Source organism: Lysinibacillus sp. BF-4, from assembly GCF_000743635.1.
Classification (GTDB): domain Bacteria; phylum Bacillota; class Bacilli; order Bacillales_A; family Planococcaceae; genus Metalysinibacillus; species Metalysinibacillus saudimassiliensis.
The window spans coordinates 370,270-387,240 of record NZ_JPUW01000001.1 but is presented as its reverse complement, the minus strand read 5'-3'; the positions used below and the strand labels follow the sequence as shown (position 1 = coordinate 387,240).

The window sequence follows — 16,971 nt, the reverse complement described above, 5'->3', positions numbered from 1 at the left end:
TAAATTAAATCATTGCATACTTAACTAGAGTAAAGCTTTACCTAAAAGATACAGTGCCTCCTTTTTCTTTTTGTAATAATACGTGCGCCCAATATGCAATTCCCCATAGACAAAATCATCTAATTTTTGTTTTCCTTCACTATCGACTTCCACATATTTTTTATTGATAATCGCTTGATGTAAAGTCGGTAGCTTTGCTAGCCGCATTGCAAAATAATGCTGCTTGTGTTCATCAAATCGCCATTCTAAATAAGTATTCAACCATTTAAGCGCATAGTTTATTACATCCTTCTCACCTCCTTTGGTAGCTGCTTTATAAGACTGGTTAGGATTAAACCAGTAATTTTCAAATTGATTAGCTTCGGCATATTTCGCTGTAGCAACTAATGTTTCAAGCTCTTTAACAGTAACGTGCTCAGGTATGCCATGAATCGTACAACCACTTACTTGTAAAGTAACTGTAGACGGACTCACTTTACGTTGGAACGGTACAACTTTATTTGTCGTTTTCATTGCTTCTACATGCATCAACACTCCCTCCTCCTCTCAAATAAAAAAGAACCAATCCCTTTAGGATGGCTCTTGATACATTTTGCTATACTACTAATTTATCATGCGATTTCGCAAAAAAAGTTTTATTTTAGTTTCAAAAAAGTTTCGAAAAAGTTTTCGAAAACAATTATAGATTATAATGACGCTGAATGGCTTCTATTGAAACCTGCCCCGCCACCATACATTTGATCCCTAAAATCCGTTCTTTTGTAGGGCGTAACCCTTCCTTTTCAAACTGTTTTACAATGTGTTTTGTCTTTTCATATTCTGCTTTATTAGTAAATTGAACGCCATGAAGTTCTATGTTGGTACACCTCGCCTTATTGAATCTCATGTTACATCGTAACATTAATGATGTATCAAATCACAAGACTATACCTCAAAATCTTGTATTTTCCGTTGTTCACGTTGGTATTCTACTTGTCGCACTTTAATCAATTTCACTAATAAACCTGTCAAATCACGATGCGTTAACTCGCCAATTTTCTTTCGAATATGACTAGGGTTAATTTCTTCAATATCTTCAATATTACATTTAATGATAGACGGTGAAGTTAACCCTGACTCTTCCCAATCTTCCATAAGATAACCATATTTATGATTAAGCTTTTTATCAATTTGACTTGTGATTTTCAAAGCCTGCCACGTTTCTGTTTCAGGATCTTTTAAGGCCACCACTGGTCGATCTTTCCCTACACCATTTTCATGATCTTTATAGCGCATAAAAGCATAGAATACTTCGCCATTCTCATAAGTGTCCTGTTTAGCCATCTAAAAACCTCCATAAAAAAAGAGCCCCCATAATATGAGTGACTCTGACTTCATTAATTTTTATAATACTCGTCTTCAAACCATTCCTGATCGCGCGGATCATCGGAATTGAGTAATAGCGCACCATCTGCACCCGTTTCTCTTTTTTTAGGCTTCAACTTTACCAAACGATTCATACGACCATATACTGCTAACAACTCATCCACCGACATAGCTTCTAAATCCTTTTTATTCATATCTCACACCCCTTTATACATACACTATTATACGATACGTACTCATTACCTGTAGTATAGTTCGTTTGAATCTCATTTGCAAAGTATTATCTAATTAGAATTGCGCCTTCAGCCTTCCGTCTACAATTGTTAAAGATGCAGTAAATGTCGAACCTTTCTTACTCTTAAAGCCCTTTATTTTATCTGTCTTGTCTTGCGTTAATAGTTTTTTTATTTGGGTAACTGTAATGGCTTTTTCACACCATTTCTTTGGCAACGTAAAGGCGCAGCCACTGCGATAATTGCTACAGCCGTAAAATGTTTTTCGCTCTGTAACCTTACCATCCTGGCACACAGGACAATTGCCAACATATTCAGCGTCCTGCTGGACCTTTACAGCTTGTTCGACAGATTGAGAAGGCATTTTCGTTGGTGCTTCTTGAATGGTTACAGCCAAAAACTTTTCAATATTCTTTAAAAAGTTCTCTTGGCTACCTGTCCCTTCACCAATCTTTTTCAAATACCCTTCCCATTTCGCTGTCATCGCTGGACTAGATAAAAGCGTTCCCCCAATCGCTTCACATAAAATTTTCCCTTTATCAGTAACCGTTACAATATTCTTCTTCACTTCGATATAACCGTTCTTTTTAATCGTTTCTATAATACCTGAACGCGTAGCTTCTGTACCAATACCCTCAACTTCTTTTAACATTTCACTATCGGCCACGTCTTCTACAAGTTTACCTGCTGTTTTCATCATCGTAATTAAGCCACCTTCTGTATATGGCTTAGGGGGCGTTGTTTTTCCTTCTTTAATCGTAAGCACCGCATCTACCTCACGTCCTTGCTGCACAATTGGCAACATCGGATCGTCTTTCATTTGTTCACTTTGAGGGAATAAAACATGCCAGCCCTTAGTAACTTCAATTTTTCCTTTTGTATAAAATTCAATTCCGTTAACTTCTGTAATAATGACTGTTTCTTCAAATTGATAATCGTTATGAAACATCGCAAGTGTAGTACGTAAAATTTCTTCATAGACATGCTTTTCTTCTATTGACAGCTGCGCTAACTTTTCAGGCGTTGGTATTGTCTTAGTTGGTACAAGGGCATAATGTTCAGCCACCTTCTTATTATCCACATAACGCTTATTAGGTGCTGTATGGGGCGTAAAATCCACCTTCAGTAGCGTCTGATACTCAGCTACACCTTTTGCTAAATACGCAAACTCATTTTCCGTAATATAGTTACAATCGGTACGTGGATAGGTCACCAATTTCTTTTCATAAAGCCCTTGCGTCACTTCTAACACTTTAGCTGGACTATACTTATACAATTTATTCAGACGTGTCTGTAAAGTAGATAAGGAATGCAGACGAGGTGATTTTTCATGCTTAACTGTTTTAGTTATTTCTTTAATATTTGCTTGAGTAACTACTCCTTCAGCTAAACTACTTTGCTGCAAAAGATGCTCAATTGTTGCTTTATCCTCTTCTTTATAGGTTGCCTTTCCTTGATAAATACCTTCTTGTGTTTCAAAAACCCCCACCAACTCATAAAAAGGACGCGATACAAAGTTAGCGATTTCTTGTTGACGCTGGTAAATCATATAAACCGTTGGCGATTGTACACGGCCAACACTTAATGTTGTGTTTAAGCCTTGTTGCTGAAGCAATAACGTATACAACTGACTCGCATTAATACCGACTAGCCAATCGCTTAATTGACGCGTTTTCGCTTCTTCATACAACAATAAGTCTTGCTTATTATCACGCAAGTTATTGAATCCTTTACGAATCTCATCAGGTTCTAATGAATTAATCCATAAACGCCTAATCGTTTTGTTGTTAACACCTGCCATATGTAGAATCGAATAAAAAATGTTACTTCCTTCTCGATCCACATCACAAGCATTAATAATTAGGTTTGCTTCATGCATAAGCTTTTTTACGGCATTAAATTGTTGTTGTTTATCTTTTGTCACTTTAAACTCAAAACGTTCAGGGATAATCGGCAAATTCGCTAAATTCCATTTACCCCATGCCTCTTTATATTCACCAGGCATTTTCAACGATACTAGATGACCGATTCCCCAGGTCACTACAGCTCCTCTCGGAAATGTGCTACAAGACTGCAACACAATGTGTGTCTTTTCTTTTTTGGCAATAGAAAAAGCCTCCGCATAGGCTTTAGCTTGCGAAGGTTTTTCAGCTAAAATTACTGTATTCATTTTTATTTTTCCACTCCTTTTCAAATTTCAACAACTCGTATAATAAACCGAAACAAAGAAGGTGAATATTAACAATTCACATTCTTGTTTTTATAAATAGAGGAGGAAATGTTTTGATAAAAAAAATTACGTTTCGCAATAAATATTTATTACAATATTCGATTAATTCATCTTTTGTAATCACTTTTTTATTGAAAACTAAATATAGATTTTCACCACTATCCCCTGCATGTTTCAAGGTGCTATCATCTGATATATAAAGGAATATTAATGGCACGTTTTGAAAGTCTATTTCAACATCAACAATATAAGAACCTCCTAAATACTCAAATCGGTATTCTAATACTTTTTTAGATTTAGGCTTACCGATAATTAGTGTTGGCTCATATTTATAATTATTTAATTCAATACTGCCTGTTTCCGAATAATATACATTCAAATTATTAGATGAAGTCATTTTTCCACTCCTAAGAATTTACTATCACGATATACAAAACAGAAAAACGTATTTAAGTTACTAACAACGGGGTTTAAAGCTCCTCGTCTTTTAGTCCATTCTAAGATATATTGGTAATCTTTATTTCCCTTCATTTTCCCACCCTCCAATTAATTCGAACGTACCGTCAGTTAATTTTTCAACTGGTACTGATTCGGTACACAGAAATTCTGCACATACATAATCAAAAGCGTCTGTAGAATTCATATCAGCTAATATAGCAGCTAATCTTGGCTCATTCAGTACCAACAGGTAGCTACAGTCATTTCTTTCTATTAAATACTTTGTACTTTTTTCAAAATTTCCGTAGTTTTTTTTAGCGAGTATATATCGCCCGCTTAATTGCATATTTGAAGTGTCGCACTTTATACCGTTTTCATTTCGATACATAAACCCAAACTCGTTTACATCAAGTACAATTGCTTCTTGTGCGTGCCAATAACTTATGATTGCTGCTTCTGCTAATTCGTAGCTAGGAAAATTATGAACGAATACACATTTCTCACCTTGACAATTGACTATTTCCTCGTAATCATTAATTTCGTCATCTTCTAAGCAACGATAAACTTGGTAATTATCGTCTTTACCATCTGTCACAAAGTAGATGCAACCCTTACCTAAATCGTATTTTTCTTTTTTAGGATGTTGTAATTTAATCATGTTATCGCCTCATCTAAAAATAATTGTGATATACACACTTCTCATATGCCTTCTATGCTGTACTGTAACTGCCTACATTTCCCGCTCATTCGTGCTTTTTGTAGTGACGTTTTGCGCTACTTCCTTTTGTTGCGCATAAGCTTCTTTTTCTTGATCGAGTTGCTGTTCGATGTCATTCAATACATGTAATTGCTCTTCAGTTAAATCTAGTTGCTTTACTTCGTTAATCACTTCTTTTTTCAAAAGATAAACTAACTCAAAAGAATGCTTCTGCTCAAACTCTTCAATTTCTTGGCTTGTTTTATCATCGGTATGCTCTACCTTAGTATCCGATGCTGTTGCTCGAAGTGTTTGCTTTGGCTCGCTTTCAACGCCCAAAGCACTTAATAAGTTTTGTTTATAACTCGTTTTATACGCTAGCTCATCACCTAATGAACGTTCACTATTAGCAGCTTTATCTTCTTTAGCCTTCCCCATAATTTGTTGAAGAATACTTTGACTATAGGCTTTCTTATAACTTTCCGTTGCCTGACGCTCTTCTTCAAATGCGTCAATGACATCTTGTGGTAAAGTTCGCCCTAAGCGCTCTTCTAAGTTAGCGATAGCAGCTGCTTGCTCTTCATATTGCTCACCTACATAAAAATCCTTATAGGACAACTCATCTTCACCAATATAATAAGACGTAAAAGTAGTGTACGTACTATCTAAATCATCGTAGGTTAACGCTTGAATATTTTTAAATTTATCAAACTGATAACCTAAAACGCGCATACCTAGTTGTTCCTCTTTACGCTTAAAAAGCGCTTGAATTTTCTCCTGGTTCAATTCCTCATGCACTTGCCATTCTTCAGTTGCTGTATTCATTCTTCCTACCCCTTCAAATAAAATAATAAAAGCCCACCTCAACGATGGACTTTTTAACCAACACCTAACTTATAGTTCAAGCTCTTTCGCTTTGCATGGTGGCTTTAAGCTGGTAAAAGCTTGACCTAAAAAATCATGATTTTGAATGGCTGCATTCACTTCTGCTAAAGTATCGTTTTCATTAAAGCCTAAATACTCCTGCATATCAAAGTCATACACTAACACAAACTCACCTTCCTTCATAAAGTCAGGCGTTTCAGCGCCACTGCACATATCTTGATAGAGCTGCATGCCTTTAATGCTTGGTAACGCGTCCTTATCAATAAAATCTACAAAATCTTGTGCACTACGATAATACAGCACATCTGTTGTACCCGTGTGCGGTTCTAACTTGGCATTGTCTAGCGCAGTATACAATGCTTTTACTTCTTCGTTTTGGCCATAATCAAAATAAGGATCGCCCTTTAGGTGCTCCGCAAAGTAACCGTCTTCCCAAATCTTCATGAGCACCTCTTCTACATTTGCGTCTTTATGCCATACTAAACGTTCATTCGTTGGCCAATCAATTAACATTACAAACTCCCCCTCTTGGGCAAATGCAGGAGCTTCATTCGTACTTAGCAACGCTTGATACTCTTCTAAGCCCTTAAAGTATAAGAGCTCTGGTCCTTCAACCTGTTCTAATGCTAAATTGCGCGCCACTTCTTCATAAACTTCATATAATTTCGTCATCCTATTTCCTCCTTATTATGAAAAATCAAAAGGCAAATCACCTGTTGAAAGTGACTTGCCTCGTTTTACTTCTTGCTGTTCTGTTCGCATGACTTCTTTGAGCATGGCGACTTTATCGGGTGCTACATCATTAATCGTCATCGAAAATTCCTGATTGTCCTCCACATAATTGTGCAACAACTGTTGCATCTTTGGTGTTACCTGAATAAAATCTTCCAACAAATAATCGCCACTTGTTGTATAAATGGCATAAGGTTCTAATTCGCCAGCCAAGGGATCATTGCCCCACAAACTATAAACTACTTCCTGCTGATTATCCCGCAGCACAAGTTGCGCAACCTCTCGTTCATCTATCACCTCCCTTAAAGGAAACGAACGGATCTCCAACGTAATCGTATCTTTATTTAACACTTGATTTAACAACCTACCACGTAAAGGGCGTAGTTGATGTGCAGGCGCGGCTACAATGTCATGTGCTACCCCATTCTCTTTCATTGCGTGTAAATATTCGTGCATCCTGTCACCATAAATAAAGGCTCCTTCGAGATGTAAATCATTTAACTTTTCCGCGTATGCCACTTTGTCTTCAATGTCATTAATTCGATGGATGCGCGCTGCACCAAATACAGGCGTGAGTAATGCAGAGGACGTTTCAGTTGATACATCTACTTGTAATAACGCCATATCTTTTACAATTTCTGCTTTGACAGTATCCTCTAATGACCAAATGCGGCCATCTTCAAATACCACGGCAAAATCACTTAATTCACCCCACTGCTGAATCTGTGGCGAAAAATCCACTTCAGCTTCTGGCAATGTTAATTGTAGAAAATAATCGTGATGTACTTGCCTAATTTCATTCACACTTTCTTTTGGTACAGTAACGTTTGGTAAATTTAATTCGATCTCTGATGTCGATTTTAGAAGCCGACTTAACTTCATATCACCTACAATTTCCTGACCGACTGTAAACTGTAGTATTGGATCAATATCTTCATGAATAATACGATTGCGAAAGCCATAACTTTCTTCTTGTTCTACTAAACGTATCCCCAGTTGCACAGGCTCCCCGTACGTATTTTCTGCCCTTACTTCTATATATCTTTTCATTGTGTCGCTCCTTTCTTAGTACAAAAATAATATAAATCAATTTATTTCTCCTTCCAACATACGATCAAATTCAGCAAGGTTTCGATCCTTTTGGTGCTCATGGTACGTTTTACGAAGCGCTTTATTTAAATGAAAAATTGCTACACGCAAGTCATTCGATTTTGTTTGGTAATAAAGCATAGGCAATGACTTCGACTGAACAGTTGGTGTATCTACTTGGTACATTCTTTCAGCTGTGTGCTTTACACTTTCCCCTTTTTGTTTTGAATAACCGTTACCCTGAAGTTCTCGTTTTTTATATTCGCGTAACTCTTGTAATACTGCATTCCCCATTCGTTTACGTAGGTCAGCTAATTTATTTTGTTTATATTGTTTGTGCTTACTATCTGCACCATACAACCGTTCTGCTAGCAGGACTTGTTCATCTAATACATTCGTCAGCTCTTCCATTTCATCTTTATGAAAGGCTGCTAAATAAATATCTGTAATTTTATCAATATAGGGGCGCGCTGCATTAATCGTTTGATAGCCATACTGCCACTGCCTTAAATCATCAGGTAAAGCTACTAAAGCTTGCGCAAATAATTCTGCCGTTTCTTCAAACTGAGCGACATTAAAACTTCGCTTTTTTGTGACCGTACCTCGAATCAATTCATCAATCTTTTGATAAGCCGGTGTACGGTCTACAATTTTATTTGCTACTTCAGCCTTCATACGGTCCAATGTATCTTGCTTTCTTTTACCACGATACTGCTCTACCACTTTCCCTGTTTCTTTATCCATAACAGACACACGTTGCAAGTAACTAGGCTCTTGTTCTATCGTAGCAATATGCACATGAATATTATCAGTATTGTAATGAAAGGAAGCCGTCCAAACAGGCGACTTCATTTTTTCTTCACTTATCATTTTATCCATCGCAGCACGAACAATATCTTTCATTGCATCTTCATTTAACCAATGTGTTTTGCTATCGTATAAGCCTTGTTCTTCTAGCCACTCGTTGTCAAAAGAAATGACATCTTGCCACATTGGTGATTCTTTTTTCTCTGCGGTTGTAAATACTTTACGTAGCGCTTTCTTTTGCACATCCGTGAGCTGATTGTGTGTTGCCGTAAATAAATGGCCCTCCTTTTCTTCATCGCCCATGTAATCCATATAACTATGAAACACCGCAAAGTCATGTGCTTTACCCGACTTACCTAATTCAATATTGAGCTTTGCTTCATCTCGATCAATGTACTTAACGTAGCCTTCATATTCTTTTGAATGTGGTAAAACAAATTTTGTTTTTAAAACAATACCTGGTCGTACATCATTCATTTTTCAGACCACCTCAGCCACGCTTTTTCTGTTGTGCATATAAAATACGGTTTTGAATATTAGCTTCGGCCTGCTGTACCTCATTTGCTTTTTTAACATCTGTGGTTACTAATGTGCCATCGCCTTTATCAACATAAAAATCATTCCAAAACTCTAAGTTCATTTGACTTTCTTTCGCTACTTGGTTAACAGCAATACGTGTACGTTTTGATTCTTCAACAATAGACTGCAAGTTTCCCTTAATTACCGCATCAAATAACTTTGCTAGCTCAGGATAATCTCTTCCTTCATGCTTTAAATAATAATGAATCGCTTCGTTAATCCATTTAGATTCAGACATATTTTCTTTTTCAGCCCATTCCTTAATTTTAAGATCTACTGATGGACTACAGCGAAAGAACTTACCTACTAATTTACTCATTTACTTCATCTCCATTCGATACAATATATCCGGCCAATACTTGCTCTACCTCTTCTTTGGACATTCCCATTAACATAGCCAACATCATAAATATTTTTTGATAATTTGTTTCGATGCCGTCTAGCTGGTGTGCAACAACTTCAAAAGCGTTGGCTGTTCTGGTGACAGCTTGTTCCATGTAAGCACGTTCTTCTTTTATCAAATCACGTTCCACATCTAATCTTAATAGATTAAGTAAGTAATCATTACGAGAAATTCCTTGTTGCTTTGCTTTCGTATCAATGATTGTAACTACTGCATTTGAAATGCCACGAATCTTAATTTCTCTTTCCAAACTCAACACTCTCCTTATTTAATTGCCTTAACAAATCTAGAAAATACTAAAACCCTTTGTTCGGAAAGTTCGTTAGTACTCACAAAGATCCCCCTCACAAATTTATGAGCATAAGGGGAAAGTGCCCCCAAATACTTTGGGGGGCTAGGCGGTGCCTAGCTTTCCTATGGGTACATCGAACACCTAAAAAATATCGCTTTGCTATCGCTTTTTTTCGAAAACATAGCATATTGCTATCATTAAACTTAATGTTTGCTATCACTTTGATTGCGCTTTTCCACGTCACTTTTTATATTTTCACCATCTAAATAGGCAATCTTCTCTTTCAATTTCACAATCTTTTCTTCAAGATTAACCACTTCATCTTCTAACTTCTCTTTATCACGTAACGCTGTTTTAATGGCTTCCTTCTTCGCATAAATATCACGTTCCAGTAACGCTTTCTCTTCCGCTGTCGCGAATTGTACTTCATCTTCTAGCGCTGTGATGTCCTGTTCAATTTCTAAAACGCCCTTTGTTTTGAGTGGTATTTTTTCATCCGTGATATAGGCAATTTGCTTTTTCACACTTTCAATTTCCACACGAATATTTTCTTTCTCATATTCTTTTTGTGGACGTGTTTTCAGTTTGTTGTCTGGCGTAATTTTGCGGTAATCGCCTACAAAAACATAGCGCTTAGGCTTCACTTCTTTTGCGTCACCTTCCACAATACCTTGTTCTACTTTGACGGTTTCTTCATCGCGGTATTCATCCATAGCTACGGTTATATATTTAAACTTTTCAGGGATGTCATGCAGTTCCAGTACGACCATATGGTCACTTTCAAAAATGATTTTTGTTGGGAGCTGCTGATTTTTCTCTGCTTCTTTACCTACATATTTGAACGTTGGCTTAATTAAATCGGTACCTGTATGCTTCTTCTCAATGATGACTTCCATGAAGTTTTGTTCCGCATTGTAGGCCCATTTTTTGAGTGCAATATCTGTTTGATCTAGTTGCTTGATGACCTGATTAAATGGTGTCTGATTGATAGGATCATCATCATACATCCATAATTTTGACGTAAATAAAATGGCTAACAATACGCTAGCCACACCAATAATCACAAGCATTACTTTATTTTCTTTGCTTGATTTCAACTCCACCTCATCACCTCCTGCTTCCCTATTGAATAAATGGTAACGGCGGAACGGACTGACCGTTGATACGCACTTCAAAGTGTAAGTGTGGCGCAGTAGAGCGCCCAGTATGGCCTACTTTACCAATGTTTTGATTCTGCTTTATCTTATCGCCAAGCTTGACATGTGTTGCACTTAAATGCGCATAAATCGACACAATCCCATCACCATGATCTACAAAGATTACAGCGCCAAAACCATCAGGGTAAGGTTCCCACCCAGGTCCTCGGTAGGCTTGCATATAACTTACAGTGCCCTCTTTCGCTGCATAAACAGGTGTGCCCATTGGTGTACCATAATCCACTCCCGCATGGAATTCTGGCCCTGCCCCTAGATCACGCCAACCATGATTAGACGTTAAAGGATAGTTACCAATAAAGGGCTTTACCCAACCTTTCGCGTTGGGGCTATTCGTGCCCATGCCTTCGCCTCCTGTAGCGTCACATGTGCTTTCTTCGCCTTTTGAAACGTAGTTCAATACTGACCAAACATATAAAATGTCACCGTAACAAGCACCTAATGGACTTGCTTCAGGACGCAAACAACTAAACATCCCACCATTACCAATAGATGCTTGATAGTTGTATTGCTCTTGTGAAAATTTAACGGCTAGGTCATAGGTTTCTTTGCCACCACCCAGCTGCTTATTAAAAGCATATTTACCATTTTGCTGTTTAACATAATTAATAAAACCTGTTCCAAAGTTATAACTTTGAATCGCTAAATATAAATCACCCTCTGCTTTTTCTAACACATTATTAAAATGTTTGAGCCCCTGCGCGATAGAATGTTCAGGGTTGGTAATACATCCGATTCGACCACACAAACTCTCCGATGATTGCATTGGATCGGCTTCACTTGGATTACCACCTGACTCTTGTTGCATAATTGCGAGTACAACAGGTGTGTATTGTTCAATGTCGTATTCACGCGCATATTTTCGTACGGTTGACTCGTATTTTTGGACGTGAGGTGAGAGCGTACCTACTTGAAAATCTGTACAATTACCACTTCCACCGCCTCCTCCGCCACCGCCAATTGCACCTAAAATAACGCTTAATAAAATAAGGGCAAGACCGATAATTGCAAAGCCACTAACCCCGATAGTACCTACAAGCCAAAGCAATGCTTTTTTAGTCAGTAAGCCACCAATTTTCTTTATAATTTCTTTCACGAGCTACGTCACCCCACAAAAAAAGAAGCCTTTTTATTAAAAAGACTTCTCATTAATTGCTCCACACTAAAACAAAATCATCTACAAGATACGTGTTATTTTCTTTAACAAAAATTAAGCTGTATGACTTCGCCAGTTCACCAGCACTGATAATTGTACCGATGATAACATCTTGCTCATTTACTTGTTCTGTTGGAAAGACATCAATACTTGTCACTTCTTTTTCACTAAGTAATTTTACTTTCTCCGTCTCAACACGTTGCATTAAAGATGGCGTTACCACTTCTTTTAAAGTAGCTTTATCACCTTTAGCAATCGCTTCAGCTGCTTGTTTTGCACGTTTCATAATTACAGGATAGGCTTTATCACCAACACGCTTTTTCACCTTGCCTTCATAATCAAAATCAGCCAGCTCTTCACCTGTAATAGTTTCTAATGATTGTGGGCTATCCGGATCAGGTGCCACAACACCTGTTGTTTCTTTCTCACTTTCTTTGTATTGTTGCTCAATATTTTTTATTTTTTCGTTATCTTCCTCGGCCATCACCACTTTTTCATCTTCAACGATAAGTGGCTCATCTGGTGCTAAGTCTTGTGAAGGTTCCTTCTTCATCATCCCGATTAATGCCAGCATACATAGCGCACCAATGACCACCAAAAAAAGCAGTTTAGCTTGTGGCTTTTTCATACCCTCCATCTTACAGCCCCCCTGTAAATAGTTTTAATTCTTCTTGACTAGCTTCTACACTCAGCATGATATTTTGTACACCACTTATAGAGAGTAAGCAGTCGCCTTGCTCAAATTGTGGTATACGTTGTAGCTCACTGCCGCTCATCTCATTTTCAAAAATACGACTTAGGGCTTCAATAGTATTTACGTCTTGTTGCATGATGAATTTATATTGCGTCAACTCAAATAAAGTACGAATCTTTGAAACGGTTTCGGTGTCCGCATGATCTGGTACAAAGTCACGAATAGATTGACTAGCTAATAATAAACCACCAAAATACTTACGGGCCTCACGCGCAAAGTCAGTAAGAAATTGTACAGCTAACATATTATCTGCATTCACCATACGGTGCGCTTCATCAATTAACACAAGCAGTCGTACGACATCGTCTTCATGAAAATTAGGGTCTTCATATACGCGTTTCATTTGCGGCACACCTAGCTGAATCAAGTTATCCCAAATCATATTTAATGCATTAAACATTTGTGCATTGAACACACTTTTCTCTAAACTTGTTAAATTACGAATGGAAAAGAAAATAATCTGTTCATTCGTAAAGTCAGGGATGGTTGTATGACCGTTAAACAAATAGGCATACGTGCTAACTAAGTTTTCAATCACTAATATAATCTTCTCTAAGCGCTTAGTACGCCCAGCTGATAGCTCTGCACGAATTTTAGAAGTAACCATGTCCTCATATAATAATTCCTGAATAAAAACTAAAAAGTCGCCAAAGATCGGATATTCTTCCGCCTGGCGACTTGTAATATTATCGGCTTTCGCATCAAAGCCGTACGCTTCATAAAACATACGAAGTACACGTTTAAATTCTTCAATCTCTTCACCTGTATAGTCGTTTGATAAAAATTGATAGAAGGTCGTAACTTTAGAAATGTGCTGCATAAAACTTAATTGCTCATCCTTTTTCGCATCATAATCTTTTTCACGGCTATTATCTACTGTGCGGAAAATTTGAAGTGGATTAATGATACCCTGGCTTCCATCAAGCGCAATTGAGTGGCCATCTAATGCGCCAACAAGTGTAGCAAACTCGCCTGTTACATCAAACCCACGAATAAAATTACCACGGCTGGCATTATCAAACGCTAATTTTTTTAATAGTGTTGACTTACCAGCACCCATCTTACCGACTACCACTCCATTATAAAAACGACGCTTCTTGTCACGGTAAAATAAATCAAATAATACATTACCACCTGTTGATGACACCCCTAAATAGGAGCCGTTTGTATCATCTAAATCGGAAAAGCTATACGGCAGACCGGCAGCTAATGTAATCGCAGGCATCCCTTTTCCTTCACGTTTATTGGGTAACTTCTGTTGCTCATCGTAAGGTAAGAAAATCGAACGCCATTCCCACTCGGTTTCATTTAAAAAGATTTGGCCACGAAAACTATGCGAGGTTAATTCCGTTTGTACATCATTCACTTTCTTTTCTAGTTGCTCTAACGTTGCCCCGTGCACATATAACCGCAGCTGAATCATTTTTACAACCTCACCCATCTCACTAATTTGGCTATATAAGGACTGCATTTCTTGATAGCTGCTTTGTGCATCCATTCGCTGTGATTCATCTTTCGAGCTACGGTACCGTACATCATGTTCCAACATACTTTTATTAATGGCATCTACCACTTCGTTTTTATCCATCGTGGCAACATCCTGCACAACAATCACATCATATTGCGACATGATACGTTCTAACCATAATTGATTTACGGTGGTCGGAAAATCCCAAATATGAATACAAGTTTCATAGCCATCCCCCTTAGTAATGTATTTGTCTTTAAAATGAATACCACCTTGTGGTTGGATGGCTGCTAAAAACTCCATGTTCATTAATGCTTCCTGACGTTGACGCTCTACTTCTTCCTCATTATTTGTTGTATCCTTTTTACGCTTTAATAACTTTAGCATCACCGTACCTCCTCACTGTAATTTTGTACTTTGATTATTAAGCAAAAACAAAACATCTTGTTTTTTCTTTTTGGATAACTTCATTAACGGAAAACTATTTTGTCGTGCACGTGTCATTGACTGACGCTTTTGTTCCAAAGCATCTTGTGTCTTTGCATACAAAAATACAAAGTACTCACGGTTCGTTCGTTCGCGCTCAATAAAATCAAACTCAAATAATTTACGTTCAATATAACTTAAGCGAAATGGATCATTCGTTTGTTCTTTTTTCTTTAGCCAGTACCTACGCTGCTTTTCTACGTTCGATGGGAAATTTAATACAACTTCTTTAAAAGCGTCACCAAAGCTTCGCAACATCTTGGTTTCATTCAGCATTAAAATATTCAAGTCTGTATCATTCATGGCATACAAATCTTTTGTTCGGATCTGAAGAATATCCATATAGCCATCTTTCAGTTGAATATAGTCCTCTTCGATTTTTAAAAAAGGTAACAGACCATGCGTTTGTTTCAATACTTTTGGTGCAGTTGCTTTCGCTTGTTTTTTTTTCTTTCTTACGTTGCTTCAAATGACTTAACTTTGTTTTTAACACTGTCTCACTCCTAACGAAAAAGAGTCAGCACTCAATGCGCTAACTCTCCTTACTATTTCAGATAAATGAATAATCACCATTTTCATTGCGTGTAAACAAATTCGTTTTTAATAAAGGTGACGCATTTTCTTTCGGTAAAAGAGGTTCAGAAATGGTTTCTTTATCTGCTTGTACAATATTTTTTACATATTCAATAAGCGTACGGTCGCCCACTTCATCCGCATATTGGCGCGCTTTGTGTAAATTATCTAACGCGACATACGCTTGTACAATCGCCTGATGACGATCCGCTTTCATTAACACAAATTCTTTTAATTCAATAACTTTCCAGTAATCGCCGTTATCGACTGCGACTTCGAAATCTAATACGCGTGACTGTACTTTGGTAGCCAATTGACGTAAAACTTCAATATTATTCGTAGTTTTGTAGTAATTCACTACGGTTTCCGCAAAGTCAGGCGATAACTCAATCGCTCGCGCTGCTTGCCCTGTAAAGAGATAGGACAGTAACATCATATCTTGATCAGTTATCTCTAACTTTTGAAAGTCAATCTGCTCAAAATACTTCAGTGCTTCATCATACTGCTGCATCCCAAAACTGCGTAGCGCTGGTACTAGATTTTTGTTCACGCGCTTATGCGTAAATAGCTTTAACACAAATCCCCCTCCTGTCTCAGCTTTTTTAATCGGTTGTGCTTTCTCACCTTTTCGCGGCCACAACTTTTTAAACCATGCAACCTTTGCCTTACTTAAAGTAGGTTGCTGTTTTTCTAGCATAGTAGGTACTGCTATTTCCTCAGCATCCTCAATTGCTTGAACATTATTAGGAGTAGCTTTAACCCTAGCTTTTTTAGCTTCTAGCACCTGATCCCTACCTTTTGTTTCTGTAAGCTCGATTTCGTCCACCGATGGGGACTGGGCAACCTCTGTGATTGAATGGGATTGTACTTCCTTTACACTTTCTGTTTCATTCATAGTATCACTATCATTGGTAGGTGCTTCAGCAACTTTTATTTCTGCCGAATGCATGACCTCTGTTTCTACTATTGACTCTGTTATGACACTTTCTTTTTTTACAATGCTCGCTTGAGTACTAGGCATATCCTTTACAGCTACTGTAGGGTTGTGCTGCTCTTTTAGTTTGTCGCTTGTTTCATTCGTTACCTGGTAACCTTTTTCAATTTTGTCTTTACCAAAGAGCAATACATTTTGTTCCCTAACCTGAGCCATCACTTCTTCATTCGCAATCGTATGCCTTTCGATTGCGTGATAGCAGCTTTTATCGCGCTTAAAGAATAGGTAGAGTGCATGAAAATTCTTTTTTTGCGGATTATGCGTGGATGGTGCGATCATGTAAAAAAGAAAGCCTACAGCTACAATAAAATAAGGAATAACAAATAACCCATGGACCATATCTTTAAAAAAGGTCATGATTAAAATAATTAACAGCACCAAAATGGCCATTTCCTTAATTTCTAATCCCAGCAACTTCGGCTTCGTTTTAATTTCCTTTGGTATTTCAAAGCGATTCAACTTTTCCCCTCCCTTCAAAAGAAAAAGGCTAGCCACATGTTGGCTAACCTTCCCAGACTTTCTTACACTACTAATTTATCACCTTTTTTTAGCTAAAAAGTTTCAAAAAAGGTTTAA

General features: G+C 37.5%; 18 protein-coding genes. All 18 read right to left on the bottom strand.

The window, feature by feature from the left end; all coding sequences use genetic code 11:
- Nucleotides 1-24: 24 nt before the first annotated feature.
- A complete protein-coding gene (locus CH76_RS02040) occupies nt 25-531 on the bottom strand; it encodes a hypothetical protein (RefSeq protein WP_152553273.1) in 507 nt (168 codons plus the stop codon).
- 393 nt (nt 532-924) lie between these two features.
- Nucleotides 925-1,323, bottom strand: coding sequence for a type II toxin-antitoxin system PemK/MazF family toxin (locus CH76_RS02030; protein ID WP_036142100.1), 399 nt, complete (start codon nt 1,321-1,323; stop codon nt 925-927).
- A gap of 53 nt (nt 1,324-1,376) precedes the next feature.
- The gene (locus tag CH76_RS02025) at nt 1,377-1,559 is read right to left on the bottom strand and encodes a hypothetical protein (protein ID WP_036142098.1); all 183 of its coding nucleotides are present in this window, start codon (nt 1,557-1,559) and stop codon (nt 1,377-1,379) included.
- Nucleotides 1,560-1,653: 94 nt separating this feature from the next.
- Nucleotides 1,654-3,768 carry a type IA DNA topoisomerase gene (locus CH76_RS02020; RefSeq protein ID WP_036142091.1) on the bottom strand — a complete coding sequence of 705 codons (2,115 nt, stop codon included), beginning with the start codon at nt 3,766-3,768 and terminating at the stop codon, nt 1,654-1,656.
- Between the two features lie 76 nt (nt 3,769-3,844).
- The gene (locus tag CH76_RS02015; protein WP_036142089.1) at nt 3,845-4,225 is read right to left on the bottom strand and encodes a hypothetical protein; all 381 of its coding nucleotides are present in this window, start codon (nt 4,223-4,225) and stop codon (nt 3,845-3,847) included.
- 120 nt (nt 4,226-4,345) lie between these two features.
- Nucleotides 4,346-4,924, bottom strand: coding sequence for a hypothetical protein (locus tag CH76_RS02010; protein WP_036142086.1), 579 nt, complete (start codon nt 4,922-4,924; stop codon nt 4,346-4,348).
- Nucleotides 4,925-4,996: 72 nt separating this feature from the next.
- On the bottom strand, nt 4,997-5,788 hold the full coding sequence (locus CH76_RS02005; protein WP_036142083.1) for a hypothetical protein: 792 nt from the start codon (nt 5,786-5,788) through the stop codon (nt 4,997-4,999).
- A 69-nt stretch (nt 5,789-5,857) separates the two neighbouring features.
- Nucleotides 5,858-6,520 (bottom strand): hypothetical protein, encoded by a 663-nt coding sequence (locus CH76_RS02000; RefSeq protein ID WP_036142080.1) that lies wholly within the window; start codon nt 6,518-6,520, stop codon nt 5,858-5,860.
- A gap of 15 nt (nt 6,521-6,535) precedes the next feature.
- Entirely contained in the window at nt 6,536-7,630 is a 1,095-nt protein-coding gene (locus CH76_RS01995; RefSeq protein ID WP_036142077.1) for a hypothetical protein, read from the bottom strand.
- 36 nt (nt 7,631-7,666) lie between these two features.
- Nucleotides 7,667-8,953: a MobP2 family relaxase gene (gene mobP2, locus CH76_RS01990; RefSeq protein WP_036142074.1), complete on the bottom strand. Its 1,287-nt coding sequence runs from the start codon at nt 8,951-8,953 to the stop codon at nt 7,667-7,669.
- A gap of 13 nt (nt 8,954-8,966) precedes the next feature.
- Nucleotides 8,967-9,374, bottom strand: coding sequence for a hypothetical protein (locus CH76_RS01985; protein ID WP_036142072.1), 408 nt, complete (start codon nt 9,372-9,374; stop codon nt 8,967-8,969).
- The gene (locus tag CH76_RS01980; protein ID WP_036142069.1) at nt 9,367-9,708 is read right to left on the bottom strand and encodes a hypothetical protein; all 342 of its coding nucleotides are present in this window, start codon (nt 9,706-9,708) and stop codon (nt 9,367-9,369) included. The genes CH76_RS01985 and CH76_RS01980 overlap by 8 nt, the downstream gene beginning before the upstream one ends.
- Nucleotides 9,709-9,953: 245 nt before the next feature.
- On the bottom strand, nt 9,954-10,853 hold the full coding sequence (locus CH76_RS01975; RefSeq protein ID WP_036142066.1) for a hypothetical protein: 900 nt from the start codon (nt 10,851-10,853) through the stop codon (nt 9,954-9,956).
- Between the two features lie 19 nt (nt 10,854-10,872).
- Complete coding sequence (locus CH76_RS13415) at nt 10,873-12,060, bottom strand: lysozyme family protein (protein WP_051910140.1); 1,188 nt, start codon at nt 12,058-12,060, stop codon at nt 10,873-10,875.
- A gap of 52 nt (nt 12,061-12,112) precedes the next feature.
- Nucleotides 12,113-12,757, bottom strand: a complete 645-nt coding sequence (locus CH76_RS01965) for a hypothetical protein (RefSeq protein WP_036142065.1) — start codon at nt 12,755-12,757, stop codon at nt 12,113-12,115.
- 1 nt (nt 12,758) lies between these two features.
- Nucleotides 12,759-14,729: a VirB4 family type IV secretion system protein gene (locus tag CH76_RS01960; RefSeq protein ID WP_036142062.1), complete on the bottom strand. Its 1,971-nt coding sequence runs from the start codon at nt 14,727-14,729 to the stop codon at nt 12,759-12,761.
- Between the two features lie 12 nt (nt 14,730-14,741).
- The gene (locus CH76_RS01955) at nt 14,742-15,242 is read right to left on the bottom strand and encodes a hypothetical protein (protein ID WP_152553272.1); all 501 of its coding nucleotides are present in this window, start codon (nt 15,240-15,242) and stop codon (nt 14,742-14,744) included.
- 136 nt (nt 15,243-15,378) lie between these two features.
- On the bottom strand, nt 15,379-16,854 hold the full coding sequence (locus CH76_RS13870; protein WP_161769849.1) for a DUF5592 family protein: 1,476 nt from the start codon (nt 16,852-16,854) through the stop codon (nt 15,379-15,381).
- Nucleotides 16,855-16,971 lie beyond the last annotated feature (117 nt).